We start from the raw sequence: 22366 nt of genomic DNA, 5'->3' as shown, positions 1-22366 counted from the left end.
TTGTTTATTGACGCGCAAACTGTTTCAGGAACGACAGGTCACTGTTATAAAAATGACGAATATCATCGATACCGTATTTCAATATAGCAATCCGCTCTACACCCATACCGAATGCAAAGCCGCTGTACACCTCGGGATCAAAACCGCCCATCTCTAGCACTTTCGGATGGACCATGCCACAGCCCAAAATTTCAATCCACACGCGTTCGCCATTTTTCTTCACAAAAGTTACGTCTACTTCAGCACTCGGCTCTGTGAACGGAAAGAAGCTTGGGCGCAAACGGATTTCGGTCGATTCTCCGAACATTTCGCGTGCAAATTGAAGTAAGGTTCCTTTCAAATCACTCATGCGAATGTCTTTTCCAATGACAAGCCCTTCAATTTGGTGGAATTGAAAAGAATGTGTTGCATCGTCATCATCACGTCGGAAAACCGTACCCGGACAGATAACCTTAATAGGTGTTTCGCCCTTCATCGCTTCCATCGCGCGAATCTGAACTGGTGACGTATGGGTACGCATCAACAGATCCTCAGTCAGGTAAAATGAATCCTGCATATCGCGTGCGGGGTGATTTTTAGGCAGGTTCAATGCTTCGAAGTTATAATAATCCGTCTCAGCCTGTGGACCCTCAGCCACTCGATATCCCATGCCTGTAAAAATATCCTCGATTTGCTCAATCACTTTGTTGAGTGGGTGCAGTCCGCCTTGCGGCAGTGTGCGTCCAGGTAGCGTAACATCGATCTTTTCCGCTTGCAGACGCTCATTCGTTTCCGCTTTCGTGAACTCGTCTTGCTTACGGTTAACGACTTCTTCAATCGCCTCCCGCACCTCATTGGCTACCTGTCCAACAACCGGACGCTCTTCCGCGCTCAGCTTGCCCATACCGCGCAAAATTTCAGTCAATGCGCCCTTTTTTCCCGAGTATTTGACCCGTAGATCAGCCAGCTCCTTAGGTGTTGCCACCTTCTCCAATACTTCCAGTGCTTCTTCCTTCAAGGCCAGCAAATGTTCCTTCATTTGGATGGTTTCGCTCATCGCCTGTTCAGTCCCCTTTCTTCATATCCAGCTTTTCAGACAACAAAAAAAGGTCTTTCCTCCCGGTAAGGGACGAAAAGACCGTGGTACCACCCTCGTTAGACAATAAGCTTAGCTCACCCGGCGTTTTGCCTTACGGCAACATAGTTACAGGTGATTGTTCATGCTATGCATCATCGTCTCGCTCTGCACGTTATAACGGTCGTGAACCGGTATCCCCTACTTGCACATTCGCCATTCACATGGCGCCTGAGGTTCAAGGAACTGCTCCGGAGCGAACTTCAACAGCCCAGTATTTGCAGAAACGCTCTCAATCCTACGGCGCTTCCTCCCTGTTCAATCGGACACTGTCTACTCTTCTCCATCAAGACATTTTCAAAAATTCGAACTATTGTTCATTATTATATGCAAACTACCGCGCTTTGGCAAGCAGGGCATACGTTTCAACCCTTTAGATATCGAGATCATCCAACCGCTCCAGATTTGCACGAATGCGCCTGATTTCGCTCAACAACTTTTCATTTTCGTCATTCGTGCCCGTCATTCCCATCAACTCTGTAAGACGCAATTGTAATCGAAGACGTTCCTCACGCCGCTCCTGGTCTTCTGGCTCCCGTTGACGGCTCCGTTCATCTTCTTGCTTTTCGTCGGCTGTCCCCTCATAGATTTCATATCTGCCCCCCGGCTTCATATCGAGTAACCGAGTTGCCGTGCTCCTCACCAGCTCCCGATCATGTGAGACGAGCACCAGTGCTCCATCATAGTTACGCAAAGAATCCTCTACAATTTCACGGGTTTCAATGTCAAAATAATTCGTCGGTTCATCCAGCACCAGCAGATTGGCTCCACTAAAGTACAGACGCAGAAAAGCTACCCTGCATTTTTCTCCCATACTAAGTGTCCCGATCCTTTTAAACACGTCCTCTTTCGCAAAAAGAAAGCAGCCCAACACTGTTCTCGCTTCTGTTTGCGTCATCGTCGGAAGCGCAAGCAGACTGTCCAGCAACGTTTGATCCTCTGGGAGCTGCTCCAGCTCCTGTGAAAAATATCCGATGTTCAACTGTGGGTTGGCTGTGATTTTTCCTGTCTGCGGCTCCAGTTGACCTGTTAATAACCGAAGCAGTGTGGTTTTACCAATTCCATTGGGCCCCCGAACAGCCAGACGGTCTCCACGTGCAACGATCAGATTTAGATTTTTCACAATGATACGGTCGTCGTAGCTAAAGTCAACCTGCTCAGCACGCAGCAAATATTTTGCCTGAAACCCGCTGTCACTTAATTTCATGTGCAAAGACGGAGCTTCACGTGGTTGTTCTACCCTGTTAGCCTCCAGTCGCTCCAGTTCTTTTTCTTTCGCATGATAACGGGAGATATTTTTTTTAGCCTTGGCCTTATAGAAGCTCTGTGTAATAGCCACTTCGACTTTGGATGCGCTACGATGTGCCTGGTGAAACCATTCCCTGTAATTTCGAATCGTTTCCTCCAGTGCCTGTTTCGCCAGCTCCTGCTTTCGATAGCTGGCTTCCTGCTCTCGCAGTTCCCGCTCCTTTTGCGCTTTATATTCCTTATAGCCGCCTTTATAGCGTCCAATACCTGTCGATGCAAGCTCAACTATACTCGTAGCCACTCGATCCAAAAAGGCTCTGTCATGCGATACAAACAGCAGCGTTCCCGGATACGTGGACAGCCACTGCTCCAGCCAAAGCAAGCTTTCGGCATCCAAATGGTTGGTCGGCTCATCCAGCACCAGCAGCTTCGGCTGCCTGACCATCAGTCCGGCTAACCGCACTCTCGTCTTCTGTCCGCCACTCAGGTCACCATAAGCAATGGACCACGTCTGGGCAGGCATTCCCATTCGAGTGAGCGCCTTTTCCACCTCAGACTCCCAGGCAAAGCCTTGCAGGCGTTCGTATTCATCCATCAGCTCGCCGTAACGCTCCAAATGATGCTCCATATCCTTCCCAGCATCGGCTAGGTCAGCTTCCAGCTGTCCCAACGCTTGCTTGAGGAGCCAATGCCGAGGGCTGGCCTGCTGTGCGGCCTCCAGTGCGGTTCGAGACCCATCCACCGTATCCTGCTGCTTCAGCCAGCCCCGCTCTTCCAGTGGCAAATCATGCTCTACTTGACCAGAGGTTGGCGCTTCATCTCCCAGCAATATTCGTAATAGCGTCGTTTTACCTGCTCCATTTCTTCCAAACAGTGCGAGCCGTTCTCCTTCCATCACATCCAACGACACATTCTCAAATAAAGATGTCCCGTTCCAATCCTTTACTACATTGCGAATACGCAAAATCGTTCTCATACCGATCATCCTTTCCCAGCCCGGTTTTTTGACCCCGGAAGCAATAAAAAAAGCCGCAGAAGGCTGCGGCTTGCATACAAGGAATATAGAATGACTGTTATGAATCGTTTCAGAACATACGCTTATGAAAAATAACACCGTAAACGAATAAGCCAAATCCCGTTCCGGAATAAACGCATACGTCCCTACATTCATTTTCAGACACACTTCTCCCGTTGCAGCTTACAGCCGCCTGCCAGTAACTGTGCAGTTAAGTGGGAAAATCAGTGTGCTTACTTCATCGGACGTATGGTTACCTTCCTTTTTATGGGATAATTACTTGCGGTTAGTATAGCAGATCACAACACATTTGCAAATAACCCTCGTTATTTTCCAAATACCAAAGTTGTATTCGACGAGCCTGCATATTTCGTTACAAACTCTTTAGTATATTCAGGAGTCTGAACTTGATAGCTATAGTTCTTGCTTGGATTCCAGTTGGTTACACGCGATTTTTGGTTGTTGATGGTGGGAAAACTCCCTACATCTTTAAACTCGCCATTGCCTTTATCATCAAGAATACCGCCCTTTTCACTACCTTTTCCAAAGTAGTTGTACTCAGAATAGATTCTTGCATTCGTAGCAATGGTATAAGCAAGCTGAAAATTATTAATATAATTATTTTTAACATGGAAATATCCATATCTCATGAGTCCTGGACCACGTACAAGTAAGTTTTCAAAATAATTATTAGCGATCGTGATATGGGGCATGCCATCATAATTTTTATTGCCATCATCAGGATATCCCAAAATGAGACCATATTTATGATTAGCAAATTTGGAGTTACTAATGGTTACATAATCAGCCGATTGGCCTATGTACAAAAGTTTGTCCAGATCCGAGCCATTTGCATTATAACTGTGACCTGCAAACGTAACATGATCAATCCAATAATTTGTGCCCGCAGTAAGATAAAGTTGGATGTCATCGTTACCGTTAATGTTGGCACTGTGCTCAAAAGTTAAATTTTGAAAGATCACATTTCCCGAATTATTTGTTGTTTTCAAATGAATGTTAACCAGTTTGTTTTGCGCATAAGAACCAATGAGCGATTTGTTAGTACCAATGTTGACCACGGTTTTAGAGGAGGCAGAGATATTTTTTTCGATGACCAGAATTTTAGGAGTTGAATCCCCTAACTGGTTTTTCAAATCGTTTAGATTATTGATATAGATAATCTGACCGCCTTTTCCCCCTGTTGTGGCAGGCTTAGTAGCTCCATTTTCACTTTTAGCCTGTCCGGCAAAACCAGTCATTCCATTCGTCGACGTATTCGGAAAATCAGCAGCGGCGAACGTAGAACTTGCAGGGAAAGTAAGCAGCACCAAAGTTAATGCTAAAAACAGAAAAGAAATTTTCCTCATTGCAACTACACCATCCTTTTTTAAGTTAAATCCCAACAATGCGACTATACTTATTTTTTAGTAAATGGTAAATAGTTCTTTTTATCTGTTTATATAGCATATAAGCTAAATATTTTATATTTTATTTTGTGTGGCAATGTAAAAATAGTTCGTAAGAACGCAAAAAGCCGTGATACCCCATTGGCACCCCGGCTATAATGTATTTATCTACTCCAAACAAAACTCCAAACAAAACAAAAACCCTTGCGTCACAAGGGTTTCGAACTTCTTAAAATAGTAAGCGGGTGATGGGAATCGAACCCACGCTATCAGCTTGGAAGGCTGAAGTTCTACCATTGAACTACACCCGCATTTTATAATATCTCGATTCTTATGTATGGCACGCTTAACCTATCGTCAACCAGCTGAATCAGGATGTTATTTAGTATAACTTATCTTTCAGCAAAATGCAAGCATACTACATACTATCCTGAGCCAGCCAATTCATAGGTTCACGTAAAAACAATTTTTCAAAGATTTCTGCCGGAATGGGGCGACTAAAGTAATACCCCTGACCCTCATGACAATCTTGTGCCTGCAAAAAATGAAGCTGCTCCTCATTCTCTACCCCTTCAGCCGTAACCTTCAGCTTCAAATGGTGAGCCATGGAGGCAATAGTAGATACAATTGCTGCATTTTTGCTGTCGACCAGTACCTCATTTACAAAGGAACGATCAATTTTTAGACGATCAATCGGGAGATTCTTCAAATAATGCAATGAGCTATAGCCAGTTCCAAAATCATCAATACTGATTGCGACACCAATAGCCTTTATTTTTTTTAACTGTTCAAAGGCTCGATCCTTATCAAAGGTCATACTCTCGGTAATCTCCAGCTCTAGATAGCGTGCTTCAAGTTCCGTATAGGTCAAAATGCCCCGAATTACATCCACCAGCTTTTTTTGCTGAAATTGGCGCATGGATAAATTGACCGAAATCGGGATTGGTGGGTACCCAAGCTCCTGCCAATGCTTATTTTGCAGACAGGCCTCCCGTAACACCCATTCCCCCAAGGGCACAATTAAACCACTTTCTTCAGCCACCGGAATAAAATCGCCTGGCATCACCATCCCACGATGAGGATGATTCCAACGCACCAGCGCCTCCAAACTCGTTAGCTCGCCACTTTGCAGGTGGACACGAGGTTGATACACCAATGAAAATTCCTCATTTTCAAGCGCTCGCCGCAGATCATTTTCCAGCTGGAGTCTTTCATGCGCTCGCATCTGCATCGAACTAGCATACCGCTGAAAATTCACTCCCTGCTCTTTAGCACTATGTACAGCCGTATCCGCCTGCTGAATAAGCTGTTCACTCTGATTCGCATCCAACGGGTACAAAGCTATACCAACGCTCACCGTCACATGATAAGACTCACCATCAATATCGAAAGGCAGATCGAACAGCTTCACCATATCATCAATACGACTTCTCATAGCATCTGTATCTTCGTATCCCGTTAGAAGAAAGGCAAATTCATCTCCGCCCATGCTAAAGACAGCTTCCCCTTCATGGCTAAAATGCCCCAAGCGTTCGCCTACTGCATACAGCAAATAATTTCCTGCCATATGTCCAAGCGAATCATTAATCGCCTTGAAACGATCAATATTTAGAACTAAAAGCGCTACTGTCTCATCCGATTTCAATGATTTGCGCAATATTTTATCTAAACGTTGGGAAAGGCGGCGACGATTGGGGAGTCCTGTTATATCATCATTATAAGCAATGTGATTAAACTCAGATTCGGCTGCCTGTTTTTCACGATAAGGAACCAGAACCATCAACCGGACCAGCCCGCTCAACATGTTATAGAATGCTATCGCGTTGGTCAAAAGTCCCAATAGGTGATTAATATCGCTCATTTGCTCAGAAAATAAATAGAACAACTGACTCACAACACACAGTCCAATTCCACGAACCATAAGCAACATGCCTAACTCCGCCGGGCGGACTTTCCGATATTTTCGCACCCCGAAAATAAAAGTGAGCACAAGCAGTAACATGACAGCCAGATTTAACGTCCAGCCCAGGTTGCCTATTTCGTATCGTATACGTAGATCCGGTAAGCCTGCACCAAATTTCTTAATAACTCCTAGAATCAGCAAAGTGCAGCCTATCCCTGCCCACAAAGCCACTGTCTTGTATTCAGACTTCGTCTTGCTAAACGGGAGGAAACAAACACATAAGAGCAAGACAGAAGTAAAGGCACGATTTACAAATAGCAGCCATAACGAAATGCCCGGAGACAAAGCAAAGTCCGTCAGGCTTACGAAACTAAACGAAACAATATGAACAAGGTAAAGCAGACCAGCCACTAAAAACGTCGGGGCAATAAGAAGTCTCTGCAAGGATAACTGTTCCAGTAAAACGGACCAGGATTGATAAAAAATAGAAAAACAAATCGCAGCACAGGCAAACCCTATGATCGGATATAACAAGAAAAAAACATTATGGGAGTATATCTTATTCAAAGTTACGTGAAATAACTGAACCAAGACAAACAAAACTATCGCAGCAATGCCGATACCTATCGTTTTTTTTACTTCCAGCCGTATACTCATTCAGCCTCTTCAGCCCCCTGCATATCGGAGATTCCGATCATCTAAGACGTTTGACAGCTTTGGAAGCCGTTGTTTAAGTCTATAGTATCAAAAATAATGTTGTATTCTGGTATATAATAGCATTTAATCTGTGAAAGGTGAATCATTTTTTTGTCTTAAATTCATGAATTCATTTTCGCATTTACGCAAATAACCGAGCTTACAGCACCAAAAAAGCGCATCATCTTGTCAGATTATGCGCTTCAGATAACCTTTTCCAAAAAGGTGATACCTATACCCCAACGCTGCACAACATAAAAGAAATAGTATGTACAGGACCCCTCTGCGAAAACCTCCCCATATTAAACTACAGGAAGCGTGATTTTGAATTGTGTGCCACTTCCATGTTTACTGTCTACATGTATGAAACCTCCGTGATTTTTGATAATTCGATAGCTCACAGCCAATCCCAACCCGGTTCCACTTTCTTTTGTTGTAAAAAAAGGATCAAATAAACGCGTCAATGTATTGTGATCCATACCTAATCCGTTATCTTCAATACAAATGTGGACATAATTGCCCTCAAGCACTGTATGAATATCGATGCAGCCCTCTCGTTCCCCACCCATGCTTTCAATGGCATCCATTGCATTTTTAATCATATTGAGAATAACCTGCTTAATCTGCTTCACATCAATGGAAACCTTCATGAGCTCATCATTTTCGTCCAATGCAATCTGGCAACCCTTCATCAATGCTTCGCTTTCTGTCAGCATCACTACTTCTTTCAGCAGCCCCATCACAGATACAGCCGTTTTTTGCGGAGCCGAAGGCTTGGACGAATTTAAGAACTCATAAATAATGTCGTTCGCACGATCAATTTCTGTTAATATAATGCGGGCATACTCATCCCTGCCCAACTCCACCAAATGCGGTCGAAGCAATTGAATAAAGCCCCGGATTGCGGTAAGCGGGTTACGAATTTCATGAGCAATAGAGGCCGAGATGCGTCCCAGCATCGCCAGCTTATCGTTTTGATATGCTGTCTGCTCAATCTGCTTATAATCCGACACATCCTTGACGCTAAACAAAAAATCGCCATCCATCTGATCACCATAGGTTACTGTTATCAACCAATGCCGACCATACTCATCAATTAACTCATGATAGCGCTTTCTATGAAAGATAGTTTCTTTATAAATCCGCATGATTTTCTTCTTCTTAAACCGGCTTAACTCAGGATGATGCAAAATTTGCATCAAATTGCGACCTGCTAGCGAACTCCGTGGTAGCTCCAGCAATTTCGCCATTTGCACGTTAATAAAGGTCAGTACCCCGTCACTGTCAAACAGCATGATACCACTATCCAGGTTCTCCAGCACATTTTCATACTTGTTATTGGCGATCTGTGTGGAAGGACAAGCTCCCACGGTATCAAGCAAGGCTTCTTGGAATTCACTGATCATGCCAGGCTTCCCCCTTGTTTCGGAATGACAAACTGGCCGTATCGGACGCGTAATAATCTTGAAGAAAAGAAAGGCATCTATCGACTACCCTTCAATGGTGTAGAAAACAGTTACACAGAAATCCGACCATCTCTTTCCAATTCCAGTCTTATTTTATGATAGACAAGATTAAGGATCGCAGTCAATCGGAAAAAGTGTCGAATCCAAATTTTTATCCTGTTTTCTTTCGTCATAATATCTGCGCAACATTACCAAAATGAAAAATGAAGTTAGGAACAAGCGCCCTACACACCAAAGAAGCTCTCCAGAATTGAGAGCTTCTTTGGTGTGTAGGATGTCAACTGCCGCTCTTATTATGTTGAAGCCGGGATCGTCTTTGGCTCATAACGGCCAGTCTTCTCTTAAGCTCTCCCTGCCATTTTTCATCATTCATCTGTTTGGCTACCATCAATAAATCCAGGGATATGTCAATTTGACGCTTCACAATTTCAAACGCATCTTCACTTTCACGATTCACACAATTTTCAAATATCGTATCATCGTCTTCCATGACATAATCCTGAAAATCAATCTCGCTTGCCCCATCTCCATGTGCATATTCAGCCAAGATTTCATACTCATTTTCGACTTTATAATGAACTTCAATGCGACGACATACCGGGCAAAACAGCAAAGGAACATTATGAACTTGGGTGCGGTAATGCTTCAGCGTTCCCTTGGTTCCTACCATGCTTGCTCCACAGCAATAACTCATCCGGGCTCAGCCTCCTCTGAACAAAACCTGTTCTGCCTTGCTTATCTTCTACAATACCTTATTCGCTTTCGTCAGGCAAAATTCCTCCAGAACACAACAACATTTCCATAATTATTTGTTACCTCACTCTGCGTTGCCTCATTAAACAGGCTGTCCTCACATTTTCCGCTGCACAGAGCAGGCAAGCAAGCCCCCAATAACGGTAGAGTAACCGCTAGTTGGGGGCTTGTTTGTTTAATTAATTTCAACTTGTGAAGCTTATATTACAGATTTTGATCGCCTGGTTTCCAGTTCATTGGGCACAAGCCACCGGATTGCAAAGCTTGCAGTACACGCAATGTTTCTTCTACACTGCGACCTACATCGTTGTGGTTAACCACTTGATATTTCAATTCGCCTTCTGGATCAATGATGAACAAGCCGCGCAATGCAACGCCTTCTTCTTCGATCAGAACGCCATAATCGCTTGCTGTTTTTTTCGTGATGTCAGAAGCCAATGGGAAGTTCAGTTTGCCTAGACCGTTGTTTTCTTTAGCTGTGTTGATCCATGCTTTGTGACTGTGCACGGAGTCTACACTGATACCCAGAATTTCAGTATCCAGCTCTTTGAATTGGTCAGCAGCATCGCTCAATGCTGTAATTTCCGTAGGGCACACAAAAGTGAAATCCAGTGGATAGAAGAAAAATACGAGCCACTTGCCACGGTAATCGGAAAGCTTCACCGAACCAAATTCTTGACCGTCTCCAGTCACTGTTTCCAATGCAAAATCAGGGGCGGGTCTTCCTACCAATCTTTCTGCCATAATATGAAATCCTCCTTTAAAATATGTAAGAAAAACACCACATGTGCTTTCCTCAATCATCTGTATTGTAATAAACAACAACTTACTTGATAAATGTTATCATTCGCTGAAATCAAAGTCAATATTGTAACCATTACTTTTTTATAATTATTTTAAACTAGCTTAAAAATTCACATTTTATTCACATTTTGAACCTTTGAATATACAAATAGCTCCTGATTGCTCAGGAGCTACTGTGCTAAACATTTGCCAAAAAGCTAGACTGTATAACCTTACTATATAATAGGAAGCTTTTTTTCAGAACGGGTGCATTTACGGAGCTTTTAGCGAATAGCTGCAGCGATCAGATCACCCATTTGAGTTGTCGAGATTGCTTGAGATTTATCCACCGCAATATCCGCCGTACGGTGCCCTGCATCCAGTACCTCAGCTACGGCTTTCTCAATGGCATCTGCTGCTTTCTCGTACCCGAAGGTAAGACGGAACATCAAAGCAACGGACAAAATCGTTGCAATGGGATTCGCCAGGCCTTGACCTGCAATGTCAGGCGCCGAGCCATGTACCGGCTCGTATAGGCCGAAGCTGCCTTCTCCCAGTGATGCGGAGGAGAGCATGCCGATGGATCCAGTCAGCATAGCCGCTTCGTCACTGAGAATGTCACCAAACATATTTTCCGTCACGATGACGTCGAAGCTAGATGGACGACGCAGCAATTGCATGGCGCAGTTATCAACCAATACATGCTCCAGCTCGACATCCGGGTAGTCTACAGCAACCCGGTTCACTACTTCACGCCATAAACGGGAAGTTTCCAGTACATTAGCCTTATCCACCGATGCAAGTTTTTTGCGACGTTTTTGTGCAATTTCGAAAGATTGGCGCACGATACGCTCTACTTCTGTTACATTATATGCGCAAGTATCAACTGCTTCCTCACCCTGAGGACTTTCTCGTCTGAACTTCTCGCCGAAATAAATGCCGCCCGTCAGTTCGCGCACCACGATCAGGTCCGTTCCTTCCAACACTTCCGGTTTCAATGTAGACGCGTCCTTGAGACAGTCAAAGACGACAGCAGGACGAAGATTCGAAAACAGACCGAGCTCTTTGCGAATGCCCAGCAGCCCGGTTTCAGGACGAAGTTCCTTTGGATTGTTATCCCATTGTGGCCCTCCTACCGCACCCAGCAGAACAGCATCTGCAGACTGACATACTGCCAGTGTTTCTTCCGGTAATGGTGTGCCCTTCTTATCAATGGCAATCCCGCCGAACAGCGCATGCTCCGTTTCAAATGAAAAGCCGAATACTTCTTCCGTACGTTTCAAAATTTTCTCTGCCTCTGCGACCACTTCAGGTCCAATTCCATCTCCCGCTATTACCGCAATCTTTTTAACGTCTGCCATCACGTACACTCCTCTTGTTATACAGCCATACAACCGTATTTTTCATACCTTCTTTGTAACATATATGGCAGGGCTTTGACCAAGATATAGAATCTATCAATTCAATAGGCACAGCCTATAAGCTGGTTTTTTCATCAGAAAAAAAGAAAACAGGACCGGAAAAACCCGACCCTGTAAACCCAACTCTTAAGTCTGCATAAAAACTAAGATTTATAATCTACGCGATTACTGTAGTTTTTACGCTTGTCGATTAAACCATTCAGCGCATCCACGTAAGCCCGAGCACTTGCTTCCAGAATATCGGTGCTTACCCCGCGTCCCTGTACAGACAGTTCGTTTTGCGTCAGCACTACATGGACTTCACCCAGAGCGTCCTTACCATGGGTAACAGACTTGATGGAGTAATCTGAAAGTACAACGCTCTCACCGCTGGCTTGATCAATCGCATTATAGATCGCATCGACTGAACCATTTCCTTCAGCTTCTGTCTCAATAACCTGATCTTCATCGTTAACCAGACGCACTTGTGCGGAAGGCGTAGCCTTATTCCCGTAGGTAACAAAAATCGTTTCCAGCTTGAAGACTTCAGGTGCATCAGCCAATTTTTCTTCCAGCAATGCCAAAATATCATCGTCCGAAACTTCCTTTTTCTTATCAGCCAAATCCTTGAACTGCCCAAAAGCGCGATTCAGATCTTCTTCGTTCAATTCGTAGCCCAACTCGATCAAACGCTCACGGAAAGCATGACGACCTGAGTGCTTACCAAGTACCAGCTTGCTTTCTTTTAGACCGATACTTTCTGGTGTCATGATTTCATAAGTCGTTTTCTCTTTCAGCATGCCGTCTTGATGAATACCTGATTCGTGCGCAAAAGCGTTGGCTCCAACAATTGCCTTGTTGCCCGGCACTACCATCCCCGTCAAACGGCTAACCAAACGGCTCGTGCGCGCAATTTCAGACAATTGAAGAGACGTTTTGGCCTGGAAAAATTCCTGTCTCGTCTCCAGTGCCATGGCGATTTCCTCAATGGCCGTGTTTCCAGCACGTTCACCGATACCGTTAATGGTTCCCTCGATCTGATCCGCGCCATTCAGGATGGCAGCAAGTGTATTAGCAGTAGCCATTCCCAGGTCATTGTGGCAATGTGCACTCAATTGAATCTTCTCCACATCGATTACATTTTCCTTAATATGTTTGAATATATTTCCATACTCATAGGGTGTCAAGTAACCTACCGTATCTGGAATATTGACGACAGAAGCTCCTTCTTGTACAGCCATGGTGACCATTTCAACCACAAAATCAAGCTCTGTACGGCCTGCATCTTCCAAGGAAAACTCCACTTTAGGCAAATATTTCAACCCATAGCGTATGGCAGCACGAGCAGTTTCCAAAACCTGTGCCTTCTCCATCCGCAGCTTATGTTGACGATGAATAGGAGAGGTTGCCAAAAAAATATGGATACACGGGTCCTGAGCTCCCTTGAGTGCCTCGCGAACTGCATCAATATCCTGTTCCCTTGCACGCGAAAGACCAATCACCGTCGAATTTTTTACAGCTTTTGCTACTGCATTAACAGCTGCCAGATCACCCGGAGAAGCAGCCGGGAACCCAGCCTCCATACGATCAATTCCCAGCTTCTCCAACTGATGAGCGATCTCCACTTTTTCACGAGTATTCAAGTTCACGCCAGGTGACTGTTCTCCGTCTCTCAACGTTGTGTCAAATATATATATTTTGCGCAACCTAACGCACCTCCTCAGGATTAGGACCCTTAAATTACAATGCGGCTCACGCAATAAGCAGGGCCGCATTGTAATTAATATTTATAAATAATGCATGTAGTCGAATTCATAGTACAAAAGATTATTACTTTTTGATCCAATGCATCATTTCACGCAATTGTCCGCCCACCACTTCAATCGGATGGTTAGCTTCATTACGACGAGTAGCCGTCAGGAATGCACGTCCAGATTGATTTTCAAGGATGAAGTCACGAGCAAATTTACCTTGTTGAATGTCAGTCAACACATCCTTCATGGCTTTCTTCGTATCTTCCGTTACCACACGTGGTCCAGTTACATAATCGCCATATTCCGCTGTATTACTGATGGAATCACGCATCGTTGCCAATCCACCTTCATACATCAAGTCAACGATCAGCTTAAGCTCATGCAAACATTCAAAGTATGCCATCTCAGGAGCATAACCTGCTTCAGTCAATGTTTCAAAGCCCGCTTTTACAAGTGCGCTCACGCCGCCACACAATACCGCCTGCTCACCGAACAGATCCGTCTCCGTTTCTTCACGGAAGGAGGTTTCAATTACGCCCGCACGTGTACAGCCAATGCCTTTTGCGTAAGCAAGTCCGATTTCTTTGGCCTGACCCGTTGCGTCCTGCTCAATTGCGATCAGCCCCGGTACTCCAAACCCTTCTACATAAGTACGACGTACCATATGTCCTGGGGATTTTGGAGCAACCAGCAATACATCGCTATCTTTAGGAGCTACGATTTGTCCAAAATGAACGTTAAAACCATGGGAGAACAAAAGAGCTGCGCCTTTTTTCAGGTTAGGTTCAATTTCATTTTTGTACACAGAAGCTTGAGTTTCATCAGGTAACAAAATTTGAACCACATCTGCACGGCTTGTTGCATCAGCTACGTTCAGAACTTCAAAACCGTCGTTTCTTGCGACATCAGCCGATTTGCCTTCACGCAAACCAATAACAACATTCACACCACTGTCACGCAAGTTTTGTGCTTGAGCATGCCCTTGGCTACCGTAACCAATAACGGCCACTGTCTTTCCTTTCAATACGCTGAGTTCTGCATCTTTTTCGTAGTACGTTGTAACTGCCATGGTTAATTTCCTCCTTTTAATTGGACCCTTCATAATGAGCGGGTACTCCAAGAGACTTTCCCTCGTGATTAGCATCTAAAAATCTCTTCGAGTCCCCGCTCTTATGCGGGCGGTTCTTTATTGATGTAATGCGCTATAAGCGGTAATTCGTTAAAGCTCCATATTAAGCATTGCCACGTATCATAGCTGTAACCCCGGTTCGAGTCAACTCCCGAATACCGTAAGGCTTCAACAACTCGATCATGGCATCAATTTTTTCTGTATCGCCAATGACCTGTACAATCAAACTCGTCGTTCCAACATCAATTACAGCTGCTCTGAATGTTTCTACCACGCCCATAATCTCTGGCCGTTGAGGCGGTTCTGCCTTTACCTTTATCATCGCCAATTCCCGGGCTACCATTGGTTTGGAACTGAGATCGATGACCTTGATCACATCAACCAGCTTGTAAAGCTGCTTTTCAATCTGCTCTAGGTTGTTCTCATCCCCTACAGTCACAATGACCATACGGGATAATCCAACTTCTTCCGATTGTCCCACAGTTATGCTCTCAATGTTAAAGCCGCGGCGACCGAACAGGCCGGACACACGTTGCAAAACGCCGGGTTGATCATTTACCAGTACAGCAATGGTATTTTTTGTTGTCATTTTACTCGTCCCCCATCAGCATTTGATCAATTGTCGAACCTTGCGTCACCATTGGATATACGTTCTCTTCCTTGCTGACTACAAACTCGACAACGACCGGTCCGGGTGTATCAAGCGCCTCCTGCCAAGCCCGACGTGCCTCTTCCTTATTCGTAGCACGCAGCCCTTTGACACCGTATGCTTCGGCAAGTTTCACAAAATCCGGACTTCCCGCCAGGTCAATGTGACTATACCGATTGTTATAGATCAATTCCTGCCATTGGCGAACCATTCCAAGCACCTGGTTGTTGATAATTACGATTTTAACCGGAATGTTATTGATTGCACAGATGGCTAATTCCTGCGAACACATCTGCATACCGCCGTCCCCGTTAATCGATATTACCAATCTGTCGGGATTGGCCATTTGAGCACCGATTGCAGAAGGGAAACCAAATCCCATCGTACCGAGTCCACCAGAGGTGACCCATGAGCGTGGCTGATTGAATTTGTAATACTGCGCTGCCCACATTTGATGCTGTCCCACGTCTGTCGTTACGATTGCACCACCCTTGGTCGTTTCATCCAACAACTCAACAACCCATTGTGGTTTAAGCACCGTTTCAGAATCCTTATAAGAATAAGGTTTCTCATTCTTCCAATGCTGAATTTGCGCTCTCCATGCATCTGCCAGGTCCGCACGTTTCACATCCTGATTCAGCAATTCCAGCACTGCCTTCACGTCACCCACGATAGGAATATCCGCTGCAACATTTTTTCCAATTTCAGCAGGATCGATATCAATGTGGACGATTTTAGCTTGAGGAGCAAACCCATCCAACTTGCCTGTTACCCGATCATCGAAGCGGGCTCCGATACAGATCAACAGATCTGACTGTTGAATCGCCTGATTGGAGGTGTATGTTCCATGCATCCCCGGCATCCCCGTCCACAGTTCATGTCCACTTGGGAAACCACCCAATCCGAGCAATGTTGTCGTGATAGGAATTTCCGTTTTACGAACAAACTCGTAAAGTGCTTCATGTCCACCGGAGTATACAACTCCTCCACCTGCCAGAATGAATGGACGTTCTGCTTCGGAAATAGCTTGAGTTAGCTTGTCTAGTTGAATTTTGTTGGGCAACACTTTCGGGTTATAACCCCGCATGGTCACAGGTTCCGTTTGTGGGACAAACAACGTCTGGGCTGCAGAAATATCCTTCGGAATATCAATCAGTACCGGTCCCTTGCGCCCTGTGTTGGCAATATGAAATGCCTCATGGATGATTCGCGGTAGATCCTCTACATCTCTTACCAGATAGCTATGTTTCGTAATCGGCATTGTAATCCCCGTAATATCGGCTTCCTGGAAAGCATCCGTACCGATCAGGGAAGATACAACGTTACCCGTGATGACCACCAACGGCACCGAATCCATAAAAGCCGTCGCAATACCAGTTACCAGGTTTGTCGCTCCAGGTCCGGAAGTCGCAATACAGACGCCCACTTTACCGCTCGCCCGTGCATAACCATCTGCCGCATGAATAGCTCCTTGTTCGTGACGAGTGAGGACATGCTTGAAATCCTTAAAGCCATACATGGCATCATAGATATATAACACTGCACCACCAGGATATCCGAAGACACAATCTACTCCCTCCAGCAACAGGCTACGGAGTAAAATTTCCGAACCTGTAATCACTTCAGGCTTCATCCACTTTTCACGTAATTCATTGGTTGACCTAACTTCAGGAATTTGTGCACTCATTGGTCATCCTCCTTTACAAAATTTACATACATCTGACATTTGTAAAAACAAAAAAACCTTTCATCCCTAGAACAGACTTGCTGTTACTGAGGGACGAAAGGCTGTAGCTTCCGTGGTACCACCCGTGTTTGCCCGATATTTCGCAATATCGAACCTTGGCAGGTACAGAAATCACAAAGGATCTCCATATCTGGCGTCTGTAACGTAGACCGTACGATTTTCCCTAATAGGTGATTTAGTACGCCGTTAATACCATCGGGCCCAAATACTTTTCAGGAAAACAGCTCCAAGGTGAGCTCGTTAAAAAGGGATTTTGGTGAAGCTTGCAGCTAATGCCTCACTCTCTGAACAAAAGAGCCCTAATCACTTCGTCCTCTTCATTGCCGTTGAGTTCATGTCATTCTTTCAAATGTTTAGACACATTATATGTCTCCCATCTGGGATAGTCAATACCCATATTTCATAAAAATTTATGTTTCTTTTCTGAAGCACCTCCGAGTCGCACGCTTGTAAGAGGTACCCGCATATTATAAAAAAGACCACACGGTGAGACAGTACACTCCTCCAAAGCCACGTCTTATCTTGTTAAAAGGGTAGAAAAGGAGGCCCGTTTATGATTCGAAAACGCAGCTCTCAAGATGACAACATCATCTTTCGTCTAATCGAGCAAGAGCTTGTCCCCCTATCACATTTAAGTGCCCAGGAAATGGAACAAATACGCAAAGAATTACCCCGGCGCTTAAACCGGGGCATCACTTTTGTAGCTTGCAGACCGGATAATGCACAGGTTGTTGGCTTCATTCATGTTATGCTGCATGGCGAACTATTATACATTGATTTGATCGCAATCTCTTCGGCTCATCAAGGTATGCGATACGGAAAAAAACTGCTTGAGCATGCCGAACACTACGGACGACTGCGTCGCTGCAAGCGGGCTAAAGTGATGGTGGATGAAGACAATATCAGGGGGATCCACTTTTATCTGCGTCATCAATATCAAATGCTGCGATACGTAGCTTTGAGCCGATGCCACGAACTCGAAAAGTTACTGTAAAAAGTATCTTTTTCGGGCTCAGGATTTTGTATGACTAAAATAAATTAGGGTAATACGGATATCCTACCCCGGGGTATCCCCCGTCTGTATACGGGCCTGGTTGCGGACCATATCCTGGTCCTCCATAGCCCGGACCGTAGCCACCATATCCCCCACCATAGGCACCAATGTATGGAGCTGTGCCGATGGCAAGCAAGTCAAACAGCACCAGAGGAATAATTGCCTTCGTGTTCACTTTTTTCTTGCGGTTTGGTTGAAGAACCAGTCGGTTACCCGAAATGCGAATCAGCTTGCCGCTGACCTGGGAACCATCCTTGCGAGTAGCAAAGATGACTTTGCCGACAAGCTTCTCCACCTGCTTTCTGGTTACTGCCTGTTTCATCGTATTTCCTCCTTCTTCTCAACGGATGGACAGATTGAACGGCTCCTTGATAGCTCATCACCACCACAAAATAGACCGGAGCTGACAGGGGCCGAGCGTCCCGTCCAATCTGCATAGCACAGTCTATTCCATTCATGCCAGTAGCGTATGTTTAAATGCCTGCACAATATAAAAAAATCTGATACCTGCATATGCAGATACCAGATTTTTTATACACCCATGTACATTTTGCAAAACATACAGCATCAGTTGTTTATAAGTTTAACGCTTGCTTGGATCATAAAGTTGACCCAAAGCGGCCGGAGCGCGTGAACGTCCGACAGCCGCTACCAGTACAATAATCGTCAGGAGATACGGCAACATAAAAATAATTTCCTGGGGAATACTTTGTGACCATGCGAACAGCTGCACATAGTTGCGAATGGCTTGTGAAAAACCAAAAAACACTGCTGCGCCAAAAGCACCGAGCGGATTCCATTTACCGAAAATCATAGCGGCAATAGCAATATATCCCTGCCCCGAAACTGTATTGTGTGAGAACATGTTGGTTGTAGTCAGAGTGATTGTAGCTCCACCAATCCCAGCCAACGCCCCACTAATCATCACACCAATATAACGAAGACGATTTACTTTAATTCCCACGGTATCGGCCGCTCCTGGATGCTCCCCAACGGAACGCAAACGCAAGCCAAACGGTGTTTTATACAAGGTGAAATATCCAATAACAACCAATAGAATAGCTAGATATGTCGTTGGGTAAGCTTGGAAAAAGGCTTTTCCTGCAATCGGGATATCCACAAGGTAAGGGATGGATATTTCGTTGAAACCCTGAATCCGACCGGTGTCACCATCACCCTCAAATAAAAGCTTGACCATATACAGTGTACTACCTGCTGCCAGAAAATTAATAACTATACCACTTATTACCTGATCAGCTTTAAAGGTAATAGAGGCTACAGCATGAATTAGCGAAACCAGAATACCGAACACCGCAGCTGACAGCACACCTACCCAAGCCGCAGAGGTGCCTCCTAGTCCAGCTTGCTCGGCATAAAATCCGCCAACACCCGCTGCAAACGCTCCAAATACCATAAGTCCTTCCAATCCGAGGTTCGTCACACCGGATTTTTCTGAAAAAACCCCGCCGAGAGACGCAAAAATAATCGCCGTCGCAAAAACGAGCGTTGTATGGATTAATTCACCAAGTGTTAACCAACTCATTTTACAACACCTTCTCTTTCTTCCGCTTGGAGTAGAGCGGCTTCACAACCCAACGTACAATACCTTGGGCCGCAATGAAGAAAATAATCGAGCCAATGACAACCCGGATAATTTCGGGCGGTACATCTGCGCTAAAGCTCATCCCCGCAGAACCATACGTAAGCGTTCCGAACAAAACAGAACCGAGCAGCACACCAAATGGGTTATTCATCCCAATCAGAGCTACGGCGATACCGTCAAAACCGGTTCCCGGTGATCCTGCCATGACAGATTGGTAATGGAATACTCCCAGCACTTCAAAGGCCCCTGCTAATCCGGCAAAAACTCCACTAATGAACATCGCTTTTATAATATTACGATTTACATTCATACCTGCATAACGGGATGCATCCTGATTAAATCCGACAGCCCGCAGCTCATAGCCCTGCTTTGTTTTCCACATAAAAATGTAGAAAAAGACTGCTGCCAGCACAGCAATAACCGTACCCCAATGTACCCGAGCATTCCCCATCATCTGGGACAGCCATTCGATGGAAATTGAAGCAGAAGGCTGAATATCCACAGAACGATTCTCACCTTCCATAAGTGCGAACTGATTGATCACCAAATTAGCCAAATACAGGCCGATCCAGTTCATCATAATACATGTAATAACTTCATTCACGCCTCGTTTGGCCTTCAAATAGCCAGCAATCGCAGCCCACAGGCCTCCGAAAACTGCGCCTGCAATCACAGCCAAAGGTGCATGAATGATAGCTGGCAACCCATGGAGTTTAATGCCCACAATCGAAGCAGCTGTCATACCTACCAGAAACTGACCTTCGCCACCAATATTAAACAATCCGGCGCGGGCCGCAAAAGCAAATGCCAACCCCGTCAAAATCAGCGGAGTCATCTCGCGGATAGCCTCTCCAAAGTTATAAGAATCTCCGTATACACGGCTAAACAAAGCAGAATAGGCCACAATAGGGTCATACCCGCCAATCAGCATCACGATAGCACCCAGAAGGAGACCCAAAATAATAGAGACCAGCGCCAGTACAAAGGAGTCTTTTGTGAATATTTTCAATAGATTAGCCATTCTCTACTCCTTTCTTCACTGCACTTCCTGCCATCATCAGCCCCAGTTCCTGGTCATTCGTTTCTTCTGGCAGCACTTCCCCGACAATCTTGCCCTCATATATGACAGCAATTCGGTCGGATACATTCATAATCTCGTCCAGTTCAAAAGATATGAGCAACACAGCTTTACCTTGGTCCCTCTGCGCAATCAGTTGTTTCTGGACAAATTCAATAGCTCCAACATCCAGACCGCGTGTAGGCTGTGCTGCAATGAGAAGGTCCGGATTTTTATCAATTTCACGTGCAATGATAGCCTTCTGCTGGTTCCCACCAGATAATGCTCTTGCCTTCGTGTGAATATCCGGTGTTCTAACATCAAACTTTTCGATGAGACTTTTAGCCTGTTTCTCTATAGCATCTTTGTTCAAGAAGCCATTTTTACTGTAAGGCGCCTGGTAATACGTCTCCAGCACCATATTTTCACTCATAGAAAAATCCAGCACCAACCCATGCTTATGACGGTCCTCTGGTATATGTGAAACGCCTGCCTCTGAAATTTTGCGTGGTGACTGATTGGCCACCTCTTGTCCGAGCAAACGAATGCTCCCGCCATCCACCTTGCGTAAGCCTGTCAAAGCTTCGATCAGCTCACTCTGTCCATTACCATCTACTCCGGCAATCCCCAAAATCTCGCCCGCCTTGACCTGCAGGTTCAACTCATTTAGAACATGAATACCATCCTTGTTTTTAGAAATTACATTGTTCATTTCCAATACCGTTTGTCCTGGTTGCGCAAGCTGCTTGTCCACTTTAAAGGACACACGACGGCCCACCATTTTCTCAGCCAGCTCATTTGGTGTTGTTTCAGACGTCTTGACCGTATCAATAACCTGACCTCGGCGAATGATCGTAACGGTATCTGCAATTTGCATGATTTCTTTAAGTTTATGAGTAATAAGAATAATTGATTTGCCTTCAGCCACCAAACGTTTCATAATGTCCAGCAACTCAGTGATCTCCTGTGGTGTCAGTACAGCTGTAGGCTCATCGAAAATCAGAATATCTGCACCGCGATAAAGCGTTTTAATAATTTCTACACGTTGCTGCATACCCACAGATATATCCTCAATTTTGGCATTCGGATTCACCTGAAGGCCGTACTGCTCAGACAACCGCTGTACTTCTGCGGCAGCCTTTTTATAATTGATTTTCAGACCCTTACGTGGCTCCGAGCCCAGGACAATATTTTCGGTAACGGTAAACGGCTGTACGAGTTTAAAATGCTGATGCACCATGCCAATCCCCAGATCAATCGCCTTATTTGGACTATCAATCTGTACAGGTTTACCTCCGATTTCAATGGTCCCTTCATCCGGCTGATACAGTCCGAAAAGAATATTCATAAGCGTAGATTTACCCGCGCCATTCTCACCCAAAAGGGCATGAATTTCTCCCTTATGCAGCTTGATGCTGATGGAGTCGTTGGCAACGATGCCGGGGAATCGTTTTGTAATTTGCTTTAACTCAACGACGGGGGTCGCTGCATCCATGAGATCACCCTTATACACTTTATAGTATGTGCTCCAATGAGCTGATTTTGCCCGTTATAATCCATATAACTCCAGACGTAAGAACAAGGCTAGT

Annotated in this window: 17 protein-coding genes and 1 tRNA gene; 1 reads left to right on the top strand and 17 read right to left on the bottom strand. The window is 45.0% G+C overall.

Annotated elements, in window-relative coordinates; all coding sequences use genetic code 11:
- Nucleotides 1–4: 4 nt before the first annotated feature.
- From pheS to ilvB, 13 genes are all read right to left on the bottom strand, one after another.
- A complete protein-coding gene (gene pheS, locus MKY75_RS07180; RefSeq protein WP_273041806.1) occupies nt 5–1036 on the bottom strand; it encodes a phenylalanine--tRNA ligase subunit alpha in 1032 nt (343 codons plus the stop codon).
- A gap of 451 nt (nt 1037–1487) precedes the next feature.
- The gene (gene abc-f, locus MKY75_RS07175; RefSeq protein WP_340887073.1) at nt 1488–3338 is read right to left on the bottom strand and encodes a ribosomal protection-like ABC-F family protein; all 1851 of its coding nucleotides are present in this window, start codon (nt 3336–3338) and stop codon (nt 1488–1490) included.
- Between the two features lie 365 nt (nt 3339–3703).
- A complete protein-coding gene (locus tag MKY75_RS07170; protein WP_318626829.1) occupies nt 3704–4744 on the bottom strand; it encodes a polysaccharide lyase family 1 protein in 1041 nt (346 codons plus the stop codon).
- Between the two features lie 279 nt (nt 4745–5023).
- A tRNA-Gly gene (locus tag MKY75_RS07165) sits at nt 5024–5094 on the bottom strand.
- 107 nt (nt 5095–5201) lie between these two features.
- The gene (locus tag MKY75_RS07160) at nt 5202–7343 is read right to left on the bottom strand and encodes a bifunctional diguanylate cyclase/phosphodiesterase (protein ID WP_340884822.1); all 2142 of its coding nucleotides are present in this window, start codon (nt 7341–7343) and stop codon (nt 5202–5204) included.
- A 341-nt stretch (nt 7344–7684) separates the two neighbouring features.
- Nucleotides 7685–8788 carry an ATP-binding protein gene (locus MKY75_RS07155; protein WP_039269745.1) on the bottom strand — a complete coding sequence of 368 codons (1104 nt, stop codon included), beginning with the start codon at nt 8786–8788 and terminating at the stop codon, nt 7685–7687.
- 337 nt (nt 8789–9125) lie between these two features.
- On the bottom strand, nt 9126–9542 hold the full coding sequence (locus MKY75_RS07150) for a hypothetical protein (protein ID WP_029516478.1): 417 nt from the start codon (nt 9540–9542) through the stop codon (nt 9126–9128).
- A gap of 263 nt (nt 9543–9805) precedes the next feature.
- Nucleotides 9806–10345, bottom strand: a complete 540-nt coding sequence (locus MKY75_RS07145; protein ID WP_023987763.1) for a peroxiredoxin — start codon at nt 10343–10345, stop codon at nt 9806–9808.
- A 323-nt stretch (nt 10346–10668) separates the two neighbouring features.
- Nucleotides 10669–11745: a 3-isopropylmalate dehydrogenase gene (leuB, locus tag MKY75_RS07140; RefSeq protein ID WP_029516477.1), complete on the bottom strand. Its 1077-nt coding sequence runs from the start codon at nt 11743–11745 to the stop codon at nt 10669–10671.
- Nucleotides 11746–11948: 203 nt separating this feature from the next.
- Nucleotides 11949–13490, bottom strand: a complete 1542-nt coding sequence (locus tag MKY75_RS07135) for a 2-isopropylmalate synthase (RefSeq protein WP_069012849.1) — start codon at nt 13488–13490, stop codon at nt 11949–11951.
- 124 nt (nt 13491–13614) lie between these two features.
- A complete protein-coding gene (ilvC, locus tag MKY75_RS07130) occupies nt 13615–14607 on the bottom strand; it encodes a ketol-acid reductoisomerase (RefSeq protein WP_013309387.1) in 993 nt (330 codons plus the stop codon).
- 163 nt (nt 14608–14770) lie between these two features.
- Nucleotides 14771–15256, bottom strand: a complete 486-nt coding sequence (gene ilvN, locus MKY75_RS07125) for an acetolactate synthase small subunit (protein ID WP_023987760.1) — start codon at nt 15254–15256, stop codon at nt 14771–14773.
- A 1-nt stretch (nt 15257) separates the two neighbouring features.
- Complete coding sequence (ilvB, locus tag MKY75_RS07120) at nt 15258–17003, bottom strand: biosynthetic-type acetolactate synthase large subunit (protein ID WP_029516475.1); 1746 nt, start codon at nt 17001–17003, stop codon at nt 15258–15260.
- Nucleotides 17004–17616: 613 nt separating this feature from the next.
- Here ilvB and MKY75_RS07115 point away from each other — a divergent pair.
- Nucleotides 17617–18057, top strand: coding sequence for a GNAT family N-acetyltransferase (locus MKY75_RS07115; RefSeq protein WP_029516474.1), 441 nt, complete (start codon nt 17617–17619; stop codon nt 18055–18057).
- A gap of 34 nt (nt 18058–18091) precedes the next feature.
- Here the strand turns inward: MKY75_RS07115 and MKY75_RS07110 are convergent, their stop codons facing one another.
- From MKY75_RS07110 to MKY75_RS07095, 4 genes are all read right to left on the bottom strand, one after another.
- On the bottom strand, nt 18092–18439 hold the full coding sequence (locus MKY75_RS07110) for a hypothetical protein (RefSeq protein WP_023987757.1): 348 nt from the start codon (nt 18437–18439) through the stop codon (nt 18092–18094).
- 261 nt (nt 18440–18700) lie between these two features.
- Nucleotides 18701–19660, bottom strand: coding sequence for an ABC transporter permease (locus MKY75_RS07105; RefSeq protein ID WP_340884820.1), 960 nt, complete (start codon nt 19658–19660; stop codon nt 18701–18703).
- 1 nt (nt 19661) lies between these two features.
- Nucleotides 19662–20741, bottom strand: a complete 1080-nt coding sequence (locus MKY75_RS07100) for an ABC transporter permease (RefSeq protein ID WP_069012850.1) — start codon at nt 20739–20741, stop codon at nt 19662–19664.
- Nucleotides 20734–22272 carry an ABC transporter ATP-binding protein gene (locus MKY75_RS07095; protein WP_029516472.1) on the bottom strand — a complete coding sequence of 513 codons (1539 nt, stop codon included), beginning with the start codon at nt 22270–22272 and terminating at the stop codon, nt 20734–20736. The genes MKY75_RS07100 and MKY75_RS07095 overlap by 8 nt, the downstream gene beginning before the upstream one ends.
- Nucleotides 22273–22366: the final 94 nt, after the last annotated feature.

The sequence above is a fragment of the Paenibacillus sp. FSL L8-0663 genome (assembly GCF_038008125.1).
Lineage (GTDB): Bacteria > Bacillota > Bacilli > Paenibacillales > Paenibacillaceae > Paenibacillus > Paenibacillus polymyxa_D.
The sequence above is the reverse complement of the archived record's forward strand: the minus strand, read 5'-3'. Positions and strand labels throughout refer to the sequence as shown.